General features: G+C 68.0%; 18 protein-coding genes. 12 read left to right on the forward strand and 6 right to left on the reverse strand.

The features are described 5' to 3' along the window. Window positions 1–18 precede the first annotated feature (18 nt). Both ASD05_RS12270 and ASD05_RS12275 read right to left on the reverse strand, forming a co-directional pair. The gene (locus tag ASD05_RS12270) at window positions 19–1,449 is read right to left on the reverse strand and encodes a sensor histidine kinase (protein ID WP_056592343.1); all 1,431 of its coding nucleotides are present in this window, start codon (window positions 1,447–1,449) and stop codon (window positions 19–21) included. A 115-nt stretch (window positions 1,450–1,564) separates the two neighbouring features. Further along, entirely contained in the window at window positions 1,565–2,248 is a 684-nt protein-coding gene (locus ASD05_RS12275) for a response regulator transcription factor (RefSeq protein ID WP_056592346.1), read from the reverse strand. 136 nt (window positions 2,249–2,384) lie between these two features. Here ASD05_RS12275 and ASD05_RS12280 point away from each other — a divergent pair, with 136 nt between their 5' ends. The 3 genes from ASD05_RS12280 to ASD05_RS12290 all read left to right on the forward strand — a co-directional run bounded on the left by ASD05_RS12280 (window position 2,385) and on the right by ASD05_RS12290 (window position 5,545). Continuing rightward, window positions 2,385–3,344, forward strand: a complete 960-nt coding sequence (locus ASD05_RS12280; protein WP_007836847.1) for a tripartite tricarboxylate transporter substrate binding protein — start codon at window positions 2,385–2,387, stop codon at window positions 3,342–3,344. A 139-nt stretch (window positions 3,345–3,483) separates the two neighbouring features. Next, window positions 3,484–4,020 (forward strand): tripartite tricarboxylate transporter TctB family protein, encoded by a 537-nt coding sequence (locus ASD05_RS12285; protein WP_056592349.1) that lies wholly within the window; start codon window positions 3,484–3,486, stop codon window positions 4,018–4,020. 1 nt (window position 4,021) lies between these two features. Next, the gene (locus ASD05_RS12290; protein ID WP_056592351.1) at window positions 4,022–5,545 is read left to right on the forward strand and encodes a tripartite tricarboxylate transporter permease; all 1,524 of its coding nucleotides are present in this window, start codon (window positions 4,022–4,024) and stop codon (window positions 5,543–5,545) included. Window positions 5,546–5,620: 75 nt separating this feature from the next. Here ASD05_RS12290 and ASD05_RS12295 read toward each other — a convergent pair whose 3' ends face one another. From ASD05_RS12295 to ASD05_RS12310, 4 genes are read right to left on the reverse strand one after another with little or no spacing between them, the layout of a single operon-like run. Then, on the reverse strand, window positions 5,621–8,737 hold the full coding sequence (locus ASD05_RS12295; RefSeq protein ID WP_056592354.1) for an efflux RND transporter permease subunit: 3,117 nt from the start codon (window positions 8,735–8,737) through the stop codon (window positions 5,621–5,623). 20 nt (window positions 8,738–8,757) lie between these two features. Then, window positions 8,758–9,951, reverse strand: a complete 1,194-nt coding sequence (locus tag ASD05_RS12300; RefSeq protein WP_056592358.1) for an efflux RND transporter periplasmic adaptor subunit — start codon at window positions 9,949–9,951, stop codon at window positions 8,758–8,760. After that, window positions 9,948–11,444, reverse strand: a complete 1,497-nt coding sequence (locus tag ASD05_RS12305) for an efflux transporter outer membrane subunit (protein WP_056592362.1) — start codon at window positions 11,442–11,444, stop codon at window positions 9,948–9,950. Before ASD05_RS12305 ends, ASD05_RS12300 begins: the two co-directional genes overlap by 4 nt. After that, entirely contained in the window at window positions 11,441–12,145 is a 705-nt protein-coding gene (locus ASD05_RS12310) for a CerR family C-terminal domain-containing protein (RefSeq protein WP_157610088.1), read from the reverse strand. The genes ASD05_RS12305 and ASD05_RS12310 overlap by 4 nt, the downstream gene beginning before the upstream one ends. 137 nt (window positions 12,146–12,282) lie before the next feature. On the opposite strand from ASD05_RS12310, the gene ASD05_RS12315 reads away from it, so the two are divergent. The 9 genes from ASD05_RS12315 to ASD05_RS12355 all read left to right on the forward strand — a co-directional run bounded on the left by ASD05_RS12315 (window position 12,283) and on the right by ASD05_RS12355 (window position 21,374). Further along, the gene (locus ASD05_RS12315) at window positions 12,283–13,812 is read left to right on the forward strand and encodes a sigma-54 interaction domain-containing protein (RefSeq protein WP_056594323.1); all 1,530 of its coding nucleotides are present in this window, start codon (window positions 12,283–12,285) and stop codon (window positions 13,810–13,812) included. 68 nt (window positions 13,813–13,880) lie between these two features. Beyond that, complete coding sequence (locus ASD05_RS12320; protein ID WP_007838001.1) at window positions 13,881–14,216, forward strand: hypothetical protein; 336 nt, start codon at window positions 13,881–13,883, stop codon at window positions 14,214–14,216. Further along, on the forward strand, window positions 14,213–14,500 hold the full coding sequence (locus ASD05_RS12325; RefSeq protein WP_056592367.1) for a hypothetical protein: 288 nt from the start codon (window positions 14,213–14,215) through the stop codon (window positions 14,498–14,500). Before ASD05_RS12320 ends, ASD05_RS12325 begins: the two co-directional genes overlap by 4 nt. 132 nt (window positions 14,501–14,632) lie before the next feature. After that, window positions 14,633–15,820, forward strand: coding sequence for a substrate-binding domain-containing protein (locus ASD05_RS12330; protein ID WP_056592369.1), 1,188 nt, complete (start codon window positions 14,633–14,635; stop codon window positions 15,818–15,820). Between the two features lie 227 nt (window positions 15,821–16,047). Continuing rightward, window positions 16,048–17,493, forward strand: a complete 1,446-nt coding sequence (locus ASD05_RS12335; RefSeq protein WP_056592372.1) for a PHB depolymerase family esterase — start codon at window positions 16,048–16,050, stop codon at window positions 17,491–17,493. A gap of 41 nt (window positions 17,494–17,534) precedes the next feature. Next, window positions 17,535–18,302, forward strand: a complete 768-nt coding sequence (locus tag ASD05_RS12340; protein ID WP_056592375.1) for an ABC transporter ATP-binding protein — start codon at window positions 17,535–17,537, stop codon at window positions 18,300–18,302. 136 nt (window positions 18,303–18,438) lie between these two features. Beyond that, window positions 18,439–19,164 carry an ABC transporter ATP-binding protein gene (locus ASD05_RS12345; protein ID WP_056592378.1) on the forward strand — a complete coding sequence of 242 codons (726 nt, stop codon included), beginning with the start codon at window positions 18,439–18,441 and terminating at the stop codon, window positions 19,162–19,164. A gap of 145 nt (window positions 19,165–19,309) precedes the next feature. Then, complete coding sequence (locus ASD05_RS12350) at window positions 19,310–20,293, forward strand: branched-chain amino acid ABC transporter permease (RefSeq protein WP_056592380.1); 984 nt, start codon at window positions 19,310–19,312, stop codon at window positions 20,291–20,293. A gap of 13 nt (window positions 20,294–20,306) precedes the next feature. After that, window positions 20,307–21,374, forward strand: coding sequence for a branched-chain amino acid ABC transporter permease (locus tag ASD05_RS12355; protein WP_056592383.1), 1,068 nt, complete (start codon window positions 20,307–20,309; stop codon window positions 21,372–21,374). Window positions 21,375–21,392 lie beyond the last annotated feature (18 nt).

Consider the following 21,392-nt stretch of genomic DNA (forward strand, 5'->3'; position numbering starts at 1 on the left):
GATGTCGAAGAGTGGGTGTCAGGAATTGTGCCCCGACAGCGGCAGATGCACGACCGCGTCCAGCCCGATCACCTGTTCGGCCCCGTTGTGCGCGTCCGGCTCGCAGCGGTTGTCGAGGCTGATGCGCCCGCCGAGCGCCAGCACGATCTCGCGGCAGATCGCCAGTCCCAGCCCGGAACCGCTCGACGCGCTGCCGGCGGAGAAGGGCGCGAACAGGCGCTGCCGCAGCTCGGGCGAGATGCCGGGGCCGCAGTCGCGCACGGTGAGCACCGCGTCATCGCCCTCGGCGCGCACCGAGACCGACAGCGCAGCGCCCATGGGGCTCTGCTTGATCGCGTTGTGCAGCAGGTTGCGCGTGAGCTCCTGCAGCATCCAATGATGGGCGCGCACCGGCACGGGCTCGTCGATGGCGAGCTCGAAGTCGAGCGCCTTGTCGGCCACCAGCGGCGACAGGTCGAGCGCGATCTGCCGCGCCACCTCGCCGAAGTCGAGCGTCACCGACTCCGGCTGCTGGCGCAGCTGCTCCACCTTGGCGAGCGACAGCATCTGGTTGGCCAGCGTGGTGGCGCGCTCCACCGTGTGGCTGATCTCGCCGAACGCCTGCTCGGGAGCGACGTCGCCGCGCCGCGCCGACTGCACCTGGGCCTTCAGCACGGCCAGCGGCGTGCGCAGCTGGTGGGCGCTGTCGCGCACGAAGCGCTTCTGGTGGTCGAGCAGCCGCTGCAGCCGGCCCATCACCTGCGTGGTGGCGTCGATCAGCGGGCGCAGCTCGCGCGGCGCATCGGGCGCGTCGATGGGCGAGAGGTCGTCGGCCGGGCGCTTCTCGATGGCTTCGCCCAGCTCGCGCACCGGCCGCGTGGCGCGCTGCACCACGAACACGGTGACCAGCGCGATCACGCCCATCAGCAGCAGCTGGCGCCACAGCATGTCGAGCAGCAGCTTGCGCACCAGGGTTTCGCGCAGCTCCAGCGTCTCGGCCACCTGCACCACGGCCATACCGCGGCCGGTGGCGCTCGCCACCGGCTGCAGCAGGACGGCGACCCGCACCGGCTGGTTGCGGAATTGCGCGTCGTAGAAGTCGACCAGCGCCGCATACGCGCCGCGGTCCGGAATGCGGCCGCGCCAGAAGGGAAGCTCGGCAAAGCCCGAGATCAGCTTGCCGTCGAGCGCCGAGACCCGATAGAACAACCGGCTGCGGTTGTCGGCCTCGAAGGCCTCCAGTGCGGAGTAGGGCACGATGGCCCGCAGCCGCGCCATGTCGTCGTAGCCCTCCACGTCGAGCTGTTCGCCGATGGTCTTGGCCGACGCGAGCAATGTGCGGTCGTAGGCCGTGGTCGCGGCCGCGAGGCTCTGGCGGTACAGGCTCACGCTGTTGATCACGATGAATACCGCAATCGGCGCGAGGATGCCGAGCAGCAGCCGTGCGCGCAACGAGATCGCGCGGGTCATCGAATGGGCTTGCAGCTCGGGGAACGCCGCGGAACCGGCTTTGCCGGGCCGCAGGCGTTGCCCCCTGCAAGGGGGTTGGCGAAGCGACACGAAGTGCGCGCAGCCTGGGGGTGAATCATGTCTCGGGGCGCAGCAGGTAGCCCAGCCCGCGCATGGTCATCAGCACGGCGCCCGTGCCCACGAGCTTCTTGCGCAGGCGGTAAACCACCACCTCGATGGCTTCGTACTGCACGTCGGCCTCGCCTGGAAACACCAGCTCGAACAGGCGCTCCTTGGTCATGGCGTGGCCGGGCTTCATCATCAGCGCCTTCAGCAGCGCCAGCTCGCGCGGCGTGAGTTCGAGCAGTTCGGCGCGGTTGTAGATGGCGCCGTTGTCGGGCTCGAAGCGCAGCCCGCCGATCTCCTGCGGGTTGAGTCCGGCGTCCTGCCCCGCGACGCCGTGGCTGCGCCGGCGCAGCGCGCGGATGCGGGCTTCCAGCTCGTCGAGGTCGAAGGGCTTGGGCAGGTAATCGTCGGCGCCGGCGTTGAGGCCCACGATGCGGTCGCCGACCGTGCCGCGGGCGGTCAGCAGCAGCACCGGCGTGCGCAAGCCTTCGGCCCGGGCCTGGGCCAGCACCTGCAGGCCGTCGAGGTTGGGCAGGCTCAGGTCGAGGGCGACCACGTCGGGCTCGATGGCGCGCCACTGGGCCACAGCTTCGGCCCCGTCGCCGCAGACGCGCACGTCGATCCGGCGGCGCCCGAGGGTGCGCTGCAGGGTGATTTGCATCGAGGGATCGTCTTCGACCAGCAGCAGCTTCATACGGTGGCGGCAGGGGTGGGTACTTTGGTGTTTTCCCCAGTCTGGCGGACAGCCAACTGACAGCGGGGCGGCGCATGATAGCGCTCAGCTAAAAGTCAGCTTCCTTTCAAGTTCCTTCCAATTCCAGGAGACACGCATGCGTCGCGACACCTTTCTGAAGTCATTGGCCGCGCTGGCCGCCACCGGTGCCCTGCCACTGTCAGCCCTGGCGGCCGCCAACGTCAAGATGATGATTCCCGCCAACCCCGGCGGCGGCTGGGACACCACCGGCCGCGCACTGGGCAAGGCCATGACCGAAGCCAAGGTGGCCGACACCGTCACCTACGACAACAAGGGCGGCGCCGCCGGCGCGCTGGGCCTGGCCCAGTTCGTGAACGGCTCCAAGGGCGATGCCAACGCGCTGATGGTCATGGGCTCGGTCATGCTGGGCGGCATCATCACCGGCAAGCCGCCGGTCAACCTGTCGCAGGCCACGCCCATCGCCCGCCTGACGACCGAGTACAACGTGTTCGTGCTGCCGGCCAACTCGCCGCTCAAGAGCATGAAGGACGTGGTCGACCAGCTCAAGAAGGACCCGGGCAGCGTCAAGTGGGGCGGCGGTTCGCGCGGCTCCACCGAGCACATCGCCGCGGCCATGATCGCGCAGAAGGTGGGCGCCGATCCGTCCAAGATCAACTACGTGGCCTTCCGCGGAGGCGGTGAAGCCACTGCCGCTGTCCTGGGCGGCAACGTCACCGTCGGCGGCAGCGGCTACAGCGAATTCGCCGAATACATCGCCGCCGGCAAGATGAAGGCCATTGCCGTCACCTCCGCGCAGCGCCTGCCGGGCATCAACGTGCCCACGCTGAAGGAGCAGGGCATCGACGTCGAGATCGGCAACTGGCGCGGCGTGTACGGCGCGCCCGGCATCTCGGCCGAGCAGCGCAAGGCGCTGACCGACATGGTGCTGGCCGCGATGAAGAGCCCGTCGTGGGCCGAGTCGCTCAAGAAGAACGACTGGACGCCGGCGGTGCTCTCGGGCGACGCCTTCGCCAAGTTCGTCGATGACGACTTCGCCAGCCTCCGGGCCATCATGGCGAAGTCCGGCATGGTCTGAATCGGGCTCGCCCCCAGGCTGCGCGCACTTCGTGTCGCTTCGCCTTCCCCCTGCCGGGGGCAACACCTGAGGCCCGGCAAAGCCGGTTCCTCGGTGTTCCCCGAAGGGGTTCTCTTCCCCCCGACTGCGGGAGCAAAAAATGACAACTCCAGACTCCTCGGCCTCGCCGCAACCCTCGGCCACATGGCCACAAACCCTGGTCGGCGCCGGCGTGCTGCTGACCGGCCTCGCGCTGGCCTTCGGCGCGATCGGCATTTCTTCCGAAGCCGGCTATGGCGGCGTCGGCCCCAACTTCCTGCCGTGGCTGGTGTCCGTGGTGCTCGTGCTGTGCGGCGCCTGGATCCTGTGGGAGGCGCGCACCGGCGGCTTCCGCGAGCTCGACGCGCCTACTGGCGCCGAGCATGCCTACTGGCCCGGCTTCGTCTGGGTGTCGGCGGGGCTGCTGCTCAACGCAGCGCTCATCACCACGCTCGGCTTCATCCTGAGCTGCACGATGTGCTACGTGCTCGCGGTGCAGGGCCTGCGCCGCGCGAGCGGGCAGGGCGGCGTCAACTCGCCGCGCACCTGGCTCATCGACTTCGTCACCGGCGCGCTGATCTCGGCCCCGGTGTTCTGGATGTTCACGCAATTCCTGGCCATCAACCTGCCTGGCCTCACCAACACCGGGTGGATCTGACATGGATATCTTCAACGCACTCATGGCGGGCTTCGCCGCCGCCATCACCCCCGTCAACCTGCTGTGGTGCCTGGTCGGCTGCGCCCTGGGCACGGCCGTGGGCGTGCTGCCCGGCATCGGCCCGGCCGTGGCCGTGGCCATGCTGCTGCCCATCACCGGCAAGGTCGACATCACGGCCTCGATGATCTTCTTCTCGGGCATCTACTACGGCGCCATGTACGGCGGCTCGACCACCTCCATCCTGCTGAACACGCCCGGCGAAACCGCCAGCATGGTGACGGCGATGGAGGGCAACAAGATGGCCAAGAGCGGCCGTGCGGGCGCAGCGCTCGCCACGGCTGCCATCGGCTCGTTCGTGGCCGGCACCATCGCCACCGTCATCGTCACGCTGTTCGCGCCCTTCGTGGCCGACTTCGCGGTCAAGCTCGGCCCGCCCGAGTACTTCATGCTGATGCTGCTGGCCTTCACCACGGTGAGCGCGGTGCTCGGCAAGAGCACGCTGCGCGGCATGACGGCGCTGTTCGTCGGCCTCGCCGCGGGTTGCGTCGGCCTCGACCAGATCTCGGGCCAGGGCCGCTATACCGGTGGCGTGCCCGAACTGCTCGACGGCATCGAGATCGTGCTGGTGGCCGTGGGCCTGTTCGCCGTGGCCGAGGTGCTGTACGCCGTGCTGTACGAAGGCCGCGTGGTCGAAGGCCAGAACAAGCTCAGCCGCGTGCACATGAGCAAGCGCGACTGGAAGCGCTCCATTCCCGCCTGGCTGCGCGGCACCGCCATCGGCACGCCGTTCGGCTGCATCCCGGCCGGCGGCACGGAGATCCCGACCTTCCTGAGCTACGCGACCGAGAAGAAGCTCGCCAAGGACAAGGACGCCAAGGCCGAGTTCGGCACCACCGGCGCCATCGAAGGCGTGGCCGGACCCGAGGCCGCCAACAACGCTACGGTGACAGCCGCGCTGATCCCGCTGCTCACCCTGGGCATTCCGACCTCGAACACCACCGCCATCCTGCTGGGCGCGTTCCAGAACTACGGCATCCAGCCGGGTCCGCAGCTGTTCACCACCTCGGCCGCGTTGGTGTGGGCGCTGATTGCATCGCTGTACATCGGCAACGTGATGCTGCTGGTGCTGAACCTGCCGATGGTCGGCCTGTGGGTCAAGCTGCTGAAGATTCCGAAACCCCAGCTCTACGCCGGCATCCTGATCTTCGCGACGGTGGGCGCCTACGGCATGCGCCAGAGCGCGTTCGACCTGTTCCTGCTGTACGCCATCGGCCTGCTGGGCGTGGTGATGCGCCGCTTCGATTTCCCGACGGCTCCCGTGGTGGTCGGCATGATCCTGGGCCCGCTGGCCGAAGCGCAGCTGCGCAACGCCATGTCGATCGGCGAGGGCAGCGCGGTGGTGTTCTTCCAGCGTCCGATGTCGATCGCGCTGGTCGTCATCGTGGTGGCCGTGCTGGTGCTGCCGCGCCTTGCCAAGCGCATGAGTGAACGCAAGCTGAAGCGGCTGGCACAGCTGGACGCCTGACACTCCTCGGGGCTCCGAGCCCGGGCAAAAAAAAGCTGCGGCAGTGCCGCAGCTTTTTTTGTTCTGCCGGGAGGCTTACTGCCCCGCCGCAGGCGTCTCGACCAGGTCGTCGTCGATGTGCGGATCGGCCGGCTGCCCGCGCAGCTTGCGCATGGTGCGCCGGATCCAGTGCTCGATGTCGTCCACGTAGGTGAACACGGCCGGCACCACCAGCAGGCTCAGCACGGTCGAGGTGATCAGCCCGCCGATCACCGCCATTGCCATCGGCGAACGAAAGCTCGAATCGGCCGCGCCGAAGCCCACCGCGATGGGCAGCATGCCCGCGCCCATGGCCAGCGTGGTCATGATGATGGGCCGCGCGCGCTTGTGGCAGGCGTCGCGCAGCGCGTCCCAGCGGCTCATGCCGTGGTCGCGGCGCGCCACGATGGCGTACTCCACCAGCAGGATGGAGTTCTTGGTGGCAATGCCCATCAGCATGATGAGGCCGATCAGCGAGGGCATCGACAGCGCCTTCTGCCCGATCAGCAGCCCCACGAACGCGCCGCCCAAGGCGAGCGGCAGCGCGCACAGGATCGTCACCGGATGCAGGAAGTCCTTGAACAGCAGCACCAGCACGATGTAGATGCACAGCATGCCCGTGAGCATGGCGAGGCCGAAGCTGGCGAACAGCTCGGTCATCACCTCGGCGTCGCCCACTTCGGTCACGCGCACGCCGGCCGGCAGCTTCTGGATCGAAGGCAGCTTCTCCACCGCGGCCTTGGCGTCGCCCAGGCCCACGCCCGAAAGCTCGATCTCGAAGTTCACGTTGCGCGAGCGGTCGTAGCGGTCGATCACGGCCGGGCCGCCTTCCATGGTGAGCGAGGCCACCTGGTTCAGCATCACGGGCCCGCGCGCGCCGGGCACCGAGAGGCGCCCGAGCAGGTCGATGTCCTTGCGTGCCGAGTCTTCCAGCTTCACCACGATCGGCACCTGCCGCTGCGCGAGGTTGAGCTTGGCCAGCGCCTGGTCGTAGTCGCCCAGGGTGGCCACGCGCAGCGTCTCGGCGATGGCCGAGCTGGTCACGCCCAGGTCGGCGGCGCGCGCGAAGTCGGGCCGCACGGCGATCTCGGGGCGGATCAGGCTCGCGGTGGAGGTGATGTTGCCCAGGCCGGGAATGGTGCGCAGGTCTTTCTCGACTGCGCTGGCGGCGCTGGCCAGCGCCGCCGGGTCTTCGCCCGTGAGCGCCAGGATGTACTTCTCGCCCGAGCCGCCCAGGCCCACGGTGCTGCGCACGCCGGGCAGCGTTTCGAGCGCGGCGCGGATCCGGTTCTCGATCACCTGCTTGCGCGGGCGGTCGCCGCGCGGATCGAGCTTGATGGTGAGCGTCGCCTTGCGCGTTTCGGGCGTGCCGAAGTTCGCGAACGGGTCGCCGCCCGCGCTGCCGCCCGCCACCGTGGTGTAGACGCTCTTCACGTGGTCGATCTTCATCACGCGGTTGCGGGTTTCCTCGGCGGCGGCCGTGGTCTGCGCCAGCGTGGAGCCGGGTGCGAGCGAGAGATAGATCTGCGTCTGCGAGTTGTCGTCCGCCGGAATGAAGCCGGTCTTGAGCAGCGGGATCATCGCCAGCGAACCGAAGAAGAAGAGGGTGGCCAGCACCATCGTCTTGAAGCGGTTGTGCGTGCTCCATTCCACCGCGCGCATGTACCAGCGCAGCCAGCCCGGCTCCTTCTCCGCGCCGACGATCGGCTTGAGGATGTAGGCCGCCATCATGGGCGTGAGCACGCGCGCCACCACCAGTGACGCGAACACCGCGAGCGAGGCCGTCCAGCCGAACTGCTTGAAGAACTTGCCGGCCACGCCGCTCATGAAAGCCGTGGGCAGGAACACCGCGATCAGCGTGAAGGTGGTGGCGATCACGGCCAGCCCGATCTCGTCGGCCGCCTCCATGGCCGCCTGGTAAGGTGTCTTGCCCATGCGCAGGTGGCGCACGATGTTCTCGACCTCCACGATGGCGTCGTCCACCAATATGCCGACCACCAGCGACAGCGCCAGCAGCGAGATCACGTTGACCGAGAAGCCCAGCAGGTACATGCCGATGAACGCCGGGATCACCGACATCGGCAGCGCGATGGCCGACACGAACGTGGCGCGCCAGTCGCGCAGGAACAGCCACACCACCACCACGGCCAGGATGGCGCCCTCGTAGAGCAGGTGCAGCGAGCCGTTGTATTCCTCGTCCACCGGATCGACGAAGTTGAATGCCTCGGTCAGCTCGATGTCGGACCGCTTCGCGCGCAGGTCGGCCAGCGCCTTCTGCACGGCGTGGCCCACTTCCACCTCGCTGGCGCCGCGGCTGCGGGCCACTTCGAAGCCCACCACCGGCTTGCCGTTGAGCAGCGCGGCCGCGCGCGGCTCGGCGATGGTGTCGCTGATGCGCGCCACCTGGTCGAGGCGGATGCGCCGTCCGTCGGTCAGCACGATCTGCATGTCGGCCAGCTGGTCGGCCGACTGCACCGTGGCCATGGTGCGAACGGGCTGCTCGCTGCCGCCCAGGTCGAAGCGGCCGCCCGCGCTCTCGGTCTGCACCTGGCGCAACTGGCGCGAGATGTCAGCCGCCGAGGCGCCCAGCGCCTGCAGCTTGCCCGGGTCGAGGTCGACGTGCACCTGGCGCGTGACGCCGCCCACGCGGTTCACCGCGCCCACGCCGGGCAGCGCGAGCAGCTTCTTGGTGATGTCGTTGTCGACGAACCAGCTCAGCGCTTCGTCGTCCATGGCCGACGAGGCGATGGTGAAGGCCAGCACCGGCTGGGCCGCGAAGTCGAGCTTGGTGACGACCGGGTCGCGCACGTCGGCCGGCAGGTCGGCGCGCACGCGCTGCACCGCGGAGCGCACGTCGTCCACGGCTTCCTGCACCGGCTTCTCGAGGCGGAACTCGACGATCAGCGTGGCGGCGCCGTCCTGCACCTTGGTGGTGATGTGCTTCAGGCCCTGCACCGTGGCGATGGAGTTCTCGAGCTTGCGCGCGACGTCGGTCTCCAGCTGCGAGGGCGCGGCGCCGGGCAGCGACGCCGAGACCGTCACGGTCGGCAGGTCGATGTCCGGAAAGTTCTGCACCTTCATCGCGTTGAACGACAGCAGCCCCCCGAAGGTGAGCAGCACGAACAGCATCACCGCCGGAATCGGGTTGCGTATGGACCAGGCGGAAACGTTCATGGGCGTGTCCTTTGAATTGCTTACTTGGCCGCGGCGGCGGAGGCCGCCGACCTGGCCGGCTGCGCGGAGGGCGCGGGCGCATCCACCACGCGCACCAGGTCGCCGTCGTTCAGGAAGCCCGCACCCTGCACCACCACCTGGGCGCCGTCGGGCAGCGCGCTGGTGATTTCGATGCGGTCGTTCAGGCGCCGGCCGATCTGCACCTTCATCTGCGCCACCTTGTTGTCGGGCTTCAGCAGGAAGACGTTGTTGAAGCCGTCGCGCGGCACGATGGCGCTTTGCGGCACCGTCGGCGCCGAGCTGCGGCCCAGCTCGAAGTCACCGCGCGCGAACATGCCCGCCTTGATGCCGGTGTTCTGCTGCACGTTGGGCAGGTCGACGTACACCAGCGCCGCGCGCGTCTGCGGATCGACCGTGGGCGCGATGCTGCGTACTTTGCCCCGCACTTGCGCGCCGCTGGCGCTGACCACGAAGGCGGTGGTGCCGACCGCGATGCGGCTCAGCTCCGCCGAGGTGACCTCGGCGCGCCATTCGAGCCGGCCCTGGCGGATCAGGCGGAACAGCTCGGTGCCGGCCGAGACCACGCTGCCGACGGTGGCGGTGCGCGCCGAGATCACGCCGTCGTCGGGTGCCAGAACCTGTGTGTTGCGCCCGCGCACCTGCTGTGCGGCCAGCACCGCCTCGGCCGCCTCCACGCGCGCCTTGGCGGTCTGCTCGGTCGTCTGGTACTGGTTGATCTGCTGCTGGCTCAGCGCGCCGGTGGCCTGCAGCGTGCGGGCGCGCGCGGCATTGCCGGCAGCGTCGGCCGCGGTGGCGCGGGCCTCGGCCAGCGAGGCTCGCGACTGCGCGATGTCGGCCTGCACCGTCTCGGGCGAGAACACGGCCAGCACCTGGCCCTTCCTGACGACGTCGCCCACGTTCACGCGCACCTCGGCCAGCTTCAGGCCGTTGGATTCGGAGCCGACCACGGCCTCCTGCCAGGCGGCCACGTTGCCGTTGGCCGCGAGCGTGAGCATCAGCTCGGTGGCCTCCGGCCTGGCGACGGTGACGGTCAGCGCGGGCCTGGGCGCGGAGGCGCCGTCCTTTGCCTTGGCGGCGGCGGACTCGGCTGCCTTGTCCGAGGGCTTGCCGCGCGCCACGAAGAAGATCGCCGCGATGACGACGACCAGCGCGAGCAGCGCGATGACGAGAGTGGAACGCTTCATTGTTTTCATGGCGACGTCGCGACCTGGGTGGCCGGGGTGGTGGTCATTGAGGACGATTCGGAAGAGGGCGCGGAGCGGCTCCAGCCGCCGCCCATCGAGCGGTACAGCGCAACCCATGCCTCGGTGCGCTCGCGCTGCAGCGAGACGCGCGCTGTCTGCGCGGAGAACAGCGTGCGGCGCGAATCCTCCAGCTCGAACAGGCTCGCGAGGCCGCTGCTGTAGCGGGCCTGCGTGGCGTCGAAGGAGGCCTGGTAGTTCTTCACCGCGGCGTCGGCGTCGGTGGTGCGGGCGTCGGTGGCGTCGAGGTTGACCAGCGCCTCCTCGACCTCGCGCACGGCCTGCCGCACGTTGGCGCGGTAGAGCGACACGGCTTCGGCGTAGCGCGCCTTGGCGGCGTCGGTGTTGGCCCTGCGCGCGCCGCCGTCGAGCAGCGGCACGGTCAGCGACAGCGGACCCACGGTCCAGGTCTCGAGCGACTGGTGCACGCCGCTGACGCGGTATTGCGTGCGTCCGATCGAACCCGACAGCGTGAGCTTGGGGTAGCGCTCGGCTTCGGCCGAGCCTACGTCGGCGCTGGCCGAGGCTACGCCGAGCTCGGCCGCGTACACGTCGGGCCGCTGCGAGATCGCCTCGGCCGGCACGCTGGCGATGCTGCCCACGGCTGGCAGTGCACGCTGTGCTGGCGCGGCGGCGAGCTTCTGTTCGAGCGTGGTTTCGTCGATGCCGCTGAGCGCCACCAGCGCCTTGCGCTGCACCGCGCACTGGGCGCGCTGCTGGGTGAGACGGCCCGAGGCGTCGGAGGCGCTGGCGCGGGCCAGTGCGGCATCGGCCGGTGCGGTGAAGCCGGCCTTCGCGGAGAGGTCGTTGAGCCGCGCCGTCTCCGAGCGCGAACGCGCGTCCGATTCGGATACCCGCAGCTGCTGCTGGCAGGCGCGCTCGGCGAAATAGGCGTTGGCCGTCTCGGCCGCCACTGCCACGCGGGCATCGTGCCACTTGGCGTTGGCGCTGTTCTGCTTGGCCTCGGCCGCATCGCGGTCGGCGCGCAGGCGGCCGAACAGGTCGATTTCCCATTTCGACTGCAGGCCCGCCTGCAGCGTGGTGATCGGCGTGCTGGCGGAGAGGTTGCTGCTGCTGTTGCTGCCGCCGCCGCTGGAAGCAAAGCCCGAGGTGCCGCGGCTGGCCGAAGCCGTGCCATCCAGGCTCGGCAGCAGCGCGGCGCCGGCCTGCACGCGCGTGGAGCGCGCCTCGGCCACGCGCGCCGCCGCGCTGGCAATGTTCGGGCTCGCCGCTTCGGCAGCAGCGATCAGCTCGACCAGCAGCGGATCGTCGAGCTGGCGCCACCAGTCGGCCAGCGAAGCCAGCGAGCCGCCGTGGGGCAGCGGGGCGTGCCATTGCGCAGGGAACGGCGCCTCGACCTGCGCGGGCGGGCGCGTCAGCGAACAGCCCGCCAGGCCGATGCCCAGGCAGAGGGCCGTCATCAGTTTCAGTTGGAGTCTTCTCATTTCTTCAGCTTCCTCTCGGCATTCCGGCGGACCGCTTCGGCCTCGACCAGCGCCAGCGCATAGCCCGTGAGGCGGTCGGCCCAGGTGTCGATGGCGCGCGGTGTGCGCAGCAGCGAAGGACGGATGGCCTCGATGAAATCCTGGCTCACGTAGAGCTGCATCGACAGCCCGGTGATCGCGAAGGTCAGGCGGTGGATGTCGTCGTCGGCGCGCTCCACCTCCAGGTGGCGGCACAGCAGGTCGGCGATGGCGCGGTGCGGACCCTTGATGTCGCGCTCCAGCTCCTCGGCCCAGCGGCTCGTCGGCTCCAGCATCTCGCGCATGTGCAGCTGGATGCACTGCCGCACGATCTCGCCCTGCTTGAGCGGATCGACCATCGACACCATGCAGATGCGCAGCGTGTCCTCGAGCGACTGGCCGGGCACGTTGCAGGCGGCGACGAGGTCGCTGGAGTCGCCGCCCATCGGTTCGCTGAAGGTGGCCGCGTACAGCCCCTCCTTGTCGCCGAAGTAGTAGCTGATGGCCGAGATGTTGACCCCGGCCTCGCGGGCGATCTCGCGCGTGGAGGTCTTGGAGAACCCCTTCTGCGCGAACAGCCGCAGCGCGGTGTGGAGCAGCCGGTGGCGTGCCTCGGCGCCGTCGCTGCGCGGTGCGCGGCGCGGGGCCTGGGTGATCGGGTCTCTCGCATTCATGCCCCGCATTAAACCATGCATGAAATCAAACGATTGATTTACTTAAGGGCTGCTGAAGGCTTTCGTCTGCAACTTCGATTCTGGGCATTTCCCCGCGGCCTTTGATGCCGGATTTGTTGCCGATTGATGCGCGCTACGATCCCGCCATGCCTGTCGCTCCCACCGCACCGCCCACACTGCCCCTCGACGCCGAGGGCATCCTCGCGCTGGCCGCGCGCTCGATGTTTCATTTGTTTTCAAGCATCAGCCAGGGCATGTTCCTGGTGGACAGCAGCGGGCGCATCGTGTGGGTGAACGAGGGCTACCGGCGCTTCCTGCCGGCGCTGGGCTTTTCGTCCATCGACCAGTTCCTGGGGCACATGGTGGAAGACGTGATTCCCAACACCCAGATGCGGCGCGTGCTCGAGACCGGCGAGCCGATACTGGTCGACCTGCTGACCAACAAGGCCGGCACCTTCGTGGTCAGCCGCCTCCCGTTGCGCCAGGAGCGCGAGGGCGGGGCGGGCGAGGTGATCGGCGCCATTGGCATCGTGCTGTTCGACCAGCCCGAGACCACTCTGCAGCCGCTCATCAGCAAGTTCGCGCTGCTGCAGCGCGACCTCGACGACGCGCGGCGCGAACTCGCGAGCCAGCGCAACAACCCGCTCTACCAGCATGCGCCCGATGGCCAGCGCCGCTCCAAGTACACCTTCGCGAGCTTCATCGGAAGCAGCCCGGCGGCGGTGGAGGTGAAGCGGCATGCGCGCCGCGCGGCCCAGTCGGCCAGCCCGGTGCTGCTGCTGGGCGAAACCGGTACGGGCAAGGAACTGCTGGCGCACGCGATCCATGCCTCGTCGGCGCGGGCGAAGGGCCAGTTCGTCAGTGTCAACATCGCGGCCGTGCCGGACACGCTGCTCGAAGCCGAGTTCTTCGGCTTCGCACCCGGCGCCTTCACCGGCGCCGACCGCAAGGGCCGCGAAGGCAAGTTCAAGCTGGCCGACGGCGGCAGCCTGTTCCTCGACGAGATCGGCGACATGCCGCTCGGCCTGCAGGCCAAGCTGCTGCGCGCGCTGCAGGAGGGCGAGATCGAGCCGCTGGGCTCCAACAAGCTCGTGCCCTTCGACGCCCGCGTGATCGCAGCCACCTCGCGCGACCTGCCTGAGCTGGTGCGGCGCGGGCTGTTCCGCGAAGACCTCTACTACCGCCTCAACGTGCTGCCGCTGCGCGTGCCGCCGCTGCGCGAGCGGCGCTCGGACATTCCCGCGCTGGTCGAGGCGCTGGGGGAAGACATGGCGCTGCGCAGCGGCGAGGCGCCACCCGAACTCACGCCCGATGCGCTCGCGCTGCTCGCGGGCCAGCACTGGCGCGGCAACATCCGCGAACTGCGCAACGTGCTGGAGCAGGTGACCATGCGCAGCGACTCGCAGCGCATCGATTCCGCGCAGCTCGAACGCATCCTGCGCGAGGCGGGGCTGGAGCAGATCGAGTTGCCTGCCACCTTGCAGAGCGCGCACGATGCGGATGAAGAAGCGGCGTTGCTGCGGCCGCTGGCGCAGCAGGTGGCCGAGCTGGAGCGCAAGGCGATCGCGGCGGCGCTGGCGTCGACGGGCGGGAACAAGCTGGCGACCTCGCGGCTGCTCGGGATTTCGCGGGCGACCTTGTATGAGCGGATGACGAGTCACGAACAGCCAACGTGAATCCGCTGTCTGCAGGGTTGCCGAGAGCGATACTCCCGCTCCAGCCCACAACTCCGACGCCACATCCGATGAAGAAGGCTCTTGCCCGCTCCGCTGCCTGCCTTGCCCTCTGCGCCGCCGCCAGCCTGGCAAACGCCGCGCCTCAGTGTTCCGGCGAGGCCGTCGCCCGTGCCAAGAAGCTGCTGACCTTCCACTTCGGCGAGGACGACCGCATCCGCATCAGCCCCGACGTGAAGGAGCTGCCGCCGATCCGCAACCCTGCCAACAAGAAGCAGCAGTTCAAGGTGCTCGAAGTCTGGGGCAGCATCTACAAGGGCGAGTACCGCATGCGGCTTATCTATTTCGTGTCCGGCAACGACTGCACGCTGATGGGCCAGGAGATCCTGGAGTACGCGAACCTGTGAGCATCAAGGCACTGCGCTCCACCTTCGGGCCCAACTGCCATTGGTGCGGGCTGCCTATGGATTTCGAGGAGCCCGCGGGGCGGCCAGAGTCCGCCACCATCGAGCACCTCGTCGACTCGACCTTCGGCGGCATGCGTTTGCCCAAGCACCGGCGGCTCGCGCACGCGGCCTGCAACCACGCGCGCAACGAATTCCGCATGCAGGCCGAGCGCCAGTTCAAGGCATGGATCGCGCAGCGCCAGGCCTCCGCGAAAACCCTGAACAATAAAAAGACAAATGTCTAAAAAAAAGACATCGACAGTGTTCTGAATTCAGCCGAACGGCGCTCTGCTCGAATAAAGAAGCGTTTGTTATCAACGGCTTAGAGAATGGCACGAACTGTGCAATATTCAGTCACCATCATCAGGAGACAAAGAATGAACCGTCGCCACCTCGTCGCCCTGGCCGCGCTCGCCACCTGCGCAGCCGCCGCACCCGCCTGGGCCCAGTCCAACGAAATCCGCATCGCCCACATCTACAGCAAGACGGGCGCGCTGGAAGCCTACGGCAAGCAGACCCAGACCGGTTTCATGATGGGCCTGGACTACGCCACCGGCGGCACGATGACGGTCAACGGCAAGAAGCTCGTGGTCATCGAGAAGGACGACCAGGGCAAGCCCGATCTCGGCAAGTCGCTGCTGGCGGCTGCGTACTCCGACGACAAGGCCGCGCTGGCCGTCGGCCCGACCGCTTCGGGCGTGGCGCTGGCGATGCTGCCGGTGGCCGAGGAGTACAAGAAGATCCTGATCGTGGAGCCGGCGGTCGCCGACTCGATCACCGGCGACAAGTGGAACAAGTACATCTTCCGCACCGGCCGCAATTCGAGCCAGGACGCCATCTCCAACGCGGTGGCCGTCGACAAGCCGGGCGTCACCGTCGCCACGCTGGCGCAGGACAACGCCTTCGGCCGCGACGGCGTGAAGGCCTTCGGCGCAGCGCTCAAGAAGGCCAAGCTGGTCCATGAGGAGTACCTGCCGCCCACCACCACCGACTTCACGGCCGGCGCGCAGCGCCTGATCGACAAGCTCAAGGACCAGCCGGGCCGCAAGGTCATCTGGATCGTCTGGGCCGGCGCGGGCAACCCGTTCAAGATCGTCGACCTCGACTTGAAGCGCTACGGCATCGAGATCGCCACCGGCGGCAACATCCTGCCCGCGATGGCGGCCTACAAGAACCTGCCGGGCATGGAAGGCGCGGCGTACTACTACTTCGGCATTCCGAAGAACCCGGTGAACGAGGCGATGGTGTCGGCGCACTACAAGCAGTTCAAGACGCCGCCGGACTTCTTCACGGCCGGCGGCTTCTCGGCCGCGATGGCGGTGGTCACGGCGCTGAAGAAGACCAACGGCGACACCAACACCAACAAGCTCATCAGCACCATGGAGGGCATGAGCTTCGACACGCCCAAGGGCAAGATGACCTTCCGCAAGGAAGACCACCAGGCGATGCAGTCGATGTACCACTTCAAGATCAAGGTCGACCCGGCGTTTGCCTGGGGTGTGCCGGAGCTGGTGCACGAGATCAAGCCTGAAGAGATGGACATCCCGATCAAGAACAAGAGGTAAGGGCTCGCCCCCAGGCTGCGCGCACTTCGTGTCGCTACGCCTTCCCCCTACCGGGGGCAACACCCGCGGCCCGGCAAAGCCGGTTTCGCGGTGTTCTTCGAATGTTCTCTATTTCGCCCCGGATGGCCGCCGGGCGAAGCGCCAGCCTGCGTCTGCGCAGCCAGCGTGATCCACGGCCGATTCGTCAGCAAGCAAGCGTTCGATACCGACAACACAAGGAGACAGCGATGCGATCGATGAACTGGAAGGGATTCGCCGCGGCCGCGGCATTGGCGGTGGCGGCGCATGCCGCCACGGCGGCGGTGCCGCTGCCGGCGCTCGGCGCCAACCCGGTGGAAGTGAGCGTGTCCGGCCTGTCGGCGGGCGGCTTCATGTCGGTGCAACTGCACGTGGCCTACTCGGCCACCTTCAAGCGCGGCGCCGGCGTGGTGGCGGGCGGGCCGTTCTATTGCGCCGAAGGCTCGGTGACCAACGCCACCGGGCGCTGCATGACGCACAGCACCAGCATTCCGGTGTCGTCGCTCGTGAGCACCACCAACAGCTGGTCCGCCAGCGGCGCGATCGACCCGGTGTCGAACCTCAGCGGCTCCAAGGTGTACCTGTTCTCGGGCACCTCGGACAACACCGTCAAGCAGGCGGTGATGGACGACCTGAAGACCTACTACCAGAGCTTCGTGCCCACCGCCAACACGGTCTACAAGAACAACATCGGCGCGGGCCACGCGATGGTCACCGACGATTACGGCGGCGCCTGCAGCACCACCGCCGCACCCTACATCAACAACTGCGGCTTCGACCTCGCGGGCGAGATCCTCTCGCAGCTCTACGGGCCGCTGAACCCACGCAACAACGGCACGCTGGGCGGCACCTTCACCGAGTTCAACCAGTCGGAGTTCATCACCGGCCACGGCATGGCCGCCACCGGCTGGATCTACGTGCCGCAGGCCTGCACCACCACCTCGTGCCGCGTGCACCTGGTGCTGCACGGCTGCAAGCAGAACTACACCGACGTAGGCGACCAGTACGTACGCAAGACCGGCTACAACCGCTGGGCCGACACCAACAACATCGTGCTGATCTACCCGCAGACCAGCACGGCCGCCACCAACAGCTGCTGGGACTGGTGGGGCTACGACAGCGTCAACTATTCCAAGAAATCCGGACCGCAGATGGCGGCGATGAAGGCCATGATCGACCGCGTCACCGGCTCGGCGGGCGGCAGCGGACTGCCGGCGCCCACCGGCGTGGGCACCTCGGGCGCGACCAGCAGCAGCATGGTGATCGGCTGGGCTGGCGTCACGGGCGCCAGCGGCTACAACGTGTACCGCGGCGGCAGCAAGGTCAACGCCTCTCCCGTCGCCGCCACCAGCTACACCGACACCGGTCTGGCCGCATCGACCACGTACAGCTGGACCGTGGCCGCGCTGGACGCGAGCAACGTGGAAGGTGCCATGTCGGCCGCAGCCACGGGCGCCACCACCGCGGGCTCCGGCGGCGGCGAAACGTGCTTCACCGCGAGCAACTACACGCACACCGTGGCCGGGCGAGCCTATGCACTGTGGGGCCTCACCTATGCCTACGGCTCGGGGCAGTCGATGGGTCTGTGGAACATCTACGTCACCACCACGCTGAAGCAGACCGGCCCCAACTACTACGTGATCGGCACCTGTTGAGGTCCGTCTTCATTTCTCTTTTCAATTCGCAATGACCAACGATGCTTGAGACCCGGGACCTGACCATCCGCTTCGGTGGGCACGTGGCCGTCAACGGTGTGAGCTGCGCCTTCGCGCCGGGCACGCTGACGGCCATCGTCGGCCCCAATGGGGCGGGCAAGACCACTTACTTCAACCTGATCTCGGGCCAGCTCAAGGCGAGCGCCGGCACGGTCTCGCTCGACGGGCACTCGCTGTCGGGCCTGTCGCCGTCGGCGCGCACGCATGCGGGGCTGGGGCGGGCCTTCCAGCTGACCAACCTGTTCCCGAACCTCACGGTGCTGGAGAACGTGCGCCTCGCGGTGCAGGCCACGCGCGAGGGCGCGCACCGGCGCGGGCTCAACCTGTGGAGCATCTGGAGCGACCACAAGGCGCTGACCGAGCGCGCGGACCAGATCCTCGCGGACGTGGCGTTGAAATCGCGCGAGCATGCGACCGTGGCGAGCCTGCCGCACGGCGACCAGCGCAAGCTCGAAGTGGCGTTGCTGATGGCGCTGGAGCCGAAAGTCTTCATGTTCGACGAGCCGACCGCAGGCATGAACGCGGCCGAGGCGCCGGTCATCCTCGACCTGATCCGCAAGCTCAAGCAGGACAAGAGCAAGACCATCCTGCTGGTCGAACACAAGATGGACGTGGTGCGCGAACTCGCGGACCGCATCATCGTGCTGCACAACGGCACGCTGGTGGCCGACGGCGAACCGGCGGAGGTGATCGCCTCGCCGGTGGTGCAGGAGGCGTACCTGGGCATCGCGAAGGAGGCTGCTGCATGAAGGCGTTGATGAATTTCTCCCTCCCCCGCTGGGGGAGGGCAGGGGTGGGGGCTCGCGGCCTTCACATCACCGCGGCCTCGCCAGCGCCGCTTGCCCCCATCCCAGCCTTCCCCCGGAAGGGGAAGGAGCAAGACCGATGACCCAGAACCTGCTGACCCTCGAAGGCGTGCACACGCACATCGGGGCGTACCACATCCTGCACGGCGTCGATCTCGCCGTGCCGAAGGGCCAGCTCACGATGCTGCTGGGCCGCAACGGCGCGGGCAAGACGACCACGCTGCGGACCATCATGGGCCTGTGGCACGCGTCGCAGGGCAGGGTGCGCTTCGGGGACAAGGAGATCACCGCGCAGCACACGCCGCAGATCGCCGGCCTGGGTATTGCCTACGTGCCCGAGAACATGGGCATCTTCTCCGACCTCACGGTGAAGGAGAACATGCTGCTGGCCGCGCGCGGCGCCAAGAACGCGCAGCAGATCGACGACACGCGGCTGAAGTGGATCTTCAAGCTCTTCCCCGCGGTCGAGAAGTTCTGGAACCACCCGGCGGGCAAGCTGTCGGGCGGGCAGAAGCAGATGCTGGCCGTGTCGCGTGCCATCGTGGAGCCGCGCGAGCTGCTCATCATCGACGAGCCCAGCAAGGGTCTTGCGCCCGTGATGATCAACAACTTGATCGATGCCTTCGACGAGCTGAAGCGCAGCGGCGTGACCATCCTGCTGGTGGAGCAGAACATCAACTTCGCCCAGCGCCTGGGCGACACCGTTGCGGTGATGGACAACGGCCGCGTGGTGCATAGCGGCTCGATGGCGGCGTTCTCCGAGGACGCACAACTGCAGCAATCGCTGCTTGGACTGGCTCTATGAAGTATTCGATGTATTTCTCCCTCCCCCTCTGGGGGAGGGGTGGGGTGGGGGCTCGCGGCCTTCGATACAGCGCCGCCTTGCAAGCGCCGCCAGCCCCCATCCCAGCCTTCCCCCAGAGGGGGAAGGAGAAAGAAGGAGCGCGCGCATGACGAAGATCGACTTCGACTGGAAACCTCTGCTGCTCGCGCCGGTCCTCGCGCTGGCTGCGCTGCCCCTCACCGGCTCCTTCTCCACCTGGCTCACGCTCACCGTCGCGGGTCTGGCGATGGGCATGATCGTCTTCATCATCGCCTCGGGCCTCACGCTCGTGTTCGGCCTGATGGATGTGCTGAACTTCGGCCACGGCGTGTTCATCGCGCTGGGCGCCTTCGTGGCCAGCAGCGTGCTCGGCCTGATGGGCGACTGGACCGGCTCGGGCGAGCTGTGGCGAAACCTCGTGGCCGTGTTCCCCGCGATGCTGGTCGCGATGGCTGTTGCCGGCGCGGTGGGCCTTGCCTTCGAGCGCTTCATCGTGCGGCCGGTGTACGGCCAGCACCTGAAGCAGATCCTCATCACCATGGGCGGCATGATCATCGGCGAAGAGCTCATCAAGGTGATCTGGGGGCCGGGGCAGGTGCCGCTGCCCTTGCCCGACGCGCTGCGCGGCTCGCTGCTGGTCGGCGACGCGGCCATCAGCAAGTACCGGCTGCTTGCGGTGGCCGTGGGCGTGGTCGTGTTCGGCCTGCTCGCGTGGACGCTGGGCCGCACCAAGATCGGCCTGCTGATCCGTGCCGGCGTGCAGGACCGCGAGATGGTCGAGTCGCTCGGCTATCGCATCGGGCGCCTCTTCGTCGGCGTGTTCGTGGTGGGCAGTGCGCTGGCCGGGCTGGGCGGTGTGATGTGGGGCCTGTTCCAGCAGAACCTCGTGCCGCAGATGGGCGCGCAGGTCAACGTGCTGATCTTCATCGTGATCATCATCGGCGGGCTCGGCTCGACCGGCGGTGCGCTGATCGGCGCGCTGCTGGTGGGGCTCATGACCAACTACATCGGCTTCCTGTTGCCCACGCTCACGCAGTTCGCGAGCATCTTCCTGATGGTCGCGGTGCTGCTGTGGCGTCCGCAGGGCGTGTATCCCGTGGCAAACCGCTGAGGAAGAAGACGTCATGTTCCTGAAACGACTTCTCTCCAACGACATGCCGCGCAGCCGCTTGCTCGCGCTGCTGCTGGTCGCGTTGTTCATCGCGCTCGCGTTCGCGCCGTTCATCTTTCCGGGCGTGAAGGCGCTCAGCGTCGCGGCCAAGATCCTGGTGTTCGTGGTGCTGGTCGCGAGCTTCGACCTGCTGCTGGGCTACACCGGCATCGTGAGCTTCGCGCACACGATGTTCTTCGGCATCGGGGCGTACGGCATCGCGATCTCGGCGACGCGGCTCGGGCCCAACTGGGGTGCGGTGCTGGTGGGGCTGGGTGCATCGCTCGCGATCTCGCTGGTGCTCTCGTTCGCCATCGGCCTGTTCTCGCTGCGGGTGCGCGCGATCTTCTTCGCGATGATCACGCTGGCCGTGGCCTCGGCCTTCCAGACGCTGGCTTCGCAGCTCTCGGACTTCACCGGCGGCGAGGACGGCCTGACCTTCAAGCTGCCCGAGCTGATCTCGCCGAGCTTCGAGTTCTCGGAAGAGCCCTTCCTCGGCGTCTCGCTCGACGGCCGGCTGCTGTGCTACTACCTGTTGTTCGTGGCCGCGGTGGTGCTGGTACTCGCGCTGCTGCGCATCGTCAACTCGCCCTTCGGCCGCGTGCTGCAGGCCATCCGCGAGAACGAGTTCCGCGCAGAGGCCATCGGCTACCGCGTGGTGGTGTACCGCACCACGGCCGCCGTGCTGTCGGCGTTGTTCGCCACGCTGGCTGGCGCGATGCTCGCGGTCTGGCTGCGCTACAACGGGCCCGACACCTCGCTGAGTTTTGAAATCATGATCGACGTGCTGCTGATCGTGGTGATCGGCGGCATGGGCACCATCTACGGCGCGGCCATCGGCGCGGTGCTGTTCGTGGTGGCGCAGAGCTACCTGCAGGACCTGCTGCGCATGGGCAGCGAGGCGGCGAGTGGCTTGCCCTGGCTGGCCGCGCTGCTGTCGCCCGACCGCTGGCTTCTGTGGCTGGGCGTGCTGTTCGTGCTGTCCGTCTATTACTTCCCCACCGGCATCGTCGGAAAACTGCGTGCGAGGGCGGCCAAATGAAGCTCACCCCCAGGCTTC

This window comes from Variovorax sp. Root434 (genome assembly GCF_001426595.1).
Classification (GTDB): domain Bacteria; phylum Pseudomonadota; class Gammaproteobacteria; order Burkholderiales; family Burkholderiaceae_C; genus Variovorax.

Coding starts and splice junctions, on each gene's coding strand:
- ASD05_RS12270 (WP_056592343.1), bottom strand. CDS start 1,449: ATGACCCGCGCGATCTCGTTGCGCGCACGGCTGCTGCTCGGCATCCTC.
- ASD05_RS12275 (WP_056592346.1), bottom strand. CDS start 2,248: ATGAAGCTGCTGCTGGTCGAAGACGATCCCTCGATGCAAATCACCCTG.
- ASD05_RS12280 (WP_007836847.1), top strand. CDS start 2,385: ATGCGTCGCGACACCTTTCTGAAGTCATTGGCCGCGCTGGCCGCCACC.
- ASD05_RS12285 (WP_056592349.1), top strand. CDS start 3,484: ATGACAACTCCAGACTCCTCGGCCTCGCCGCAACCCTCGGCCACATGG.
- ASD05_RS12290 (WP_056592351.1), top strand. CDS start 4,022: ATGGATATCTTCAACGCACTCATGGCGGGCTTCGCCGCCGCCATCACC.
- ASD05_RS12295 (WP_056592354.1), bottom strand. CDS start 8,737: ATGAACGTTTCCGCCTGGTCCATACGCAACCCGATTCCGGCGGTGATG.
- ASD05_RS12300 (WP_056592358.1), bottom strand. CDS start 9,951: ATGAAAACAATGAAGCGTTCCACTCTCGTCATCGCGCTGCTCGCGCTG.
- ASD05_RS12305 (WP_056592362.1), bottom strand. CDS start 11,444: ATGAGAAGACTCCAACTGAAACTGATGACGGCCCTCTGCCTGGGCATC.
- ASD05_RS12310 (WP_157610088.1), bottom strand. CDS start 12,145: ATGCGGGGCATGAATGCGAGAGACCCGATCACCCAGGCCCCGCGCCGC.
- ASD05_RS12315 (WP_056594323.1), top strand. CDS start 12,283: ATGCCTGTCGCTCCCACCGCACCGCCCACACTGCCCCTCGACGCCGAG.
- ASD05_RS12320 (WP_007838001.1), top strand. CDS start 13,881: ATGAAGAAGGCTCTTGCCCGCTCCGCTGCCTGCCTTGCCCTCTGCGCC.
- ASD05_RS12330 (WP_056592369.1), top strand. CDS start 14,633: ATGAACCGTCGCCACCTCGTCGCCCTGGCCGCGCTCGCCACCTGCGCA.
- ASD05_RS12335 (WP_056592372.1), top strand. CDS start 16,048: ATGCGATCGATGAACTGGAAGGGATTCGCCGCGGCCGCGGCATTGGCG.
- ASD05_RS12340 (WP_056592375.1), top strand. CDS start 17,535: ATGCTTGAGACCCGGGACCTGACCATCCGCTTCGGTGGGCACGTGGCC.
- ASD05_RS12345 (WP_056592378.1), top strand. CDS start 18,439: ATGACCCAGAACCTGCTGACCCTCGAAGGCGTGCACACGCACATCGGG.
- ASD05_RS12350 (WP_056592380.1), top strand. CDS start 19,310: ATGACGAAGATCGACTTCGACTGGAAACCTCTGCTGCTCGCGCCGGTC.
- ASD05_RS12355 (WP_056592383.1), top strand. CDS start 20,307: ATGTTCCTGAAACGACTTCTCTCCAACGACATGCCGCGCAGCCGCTTG.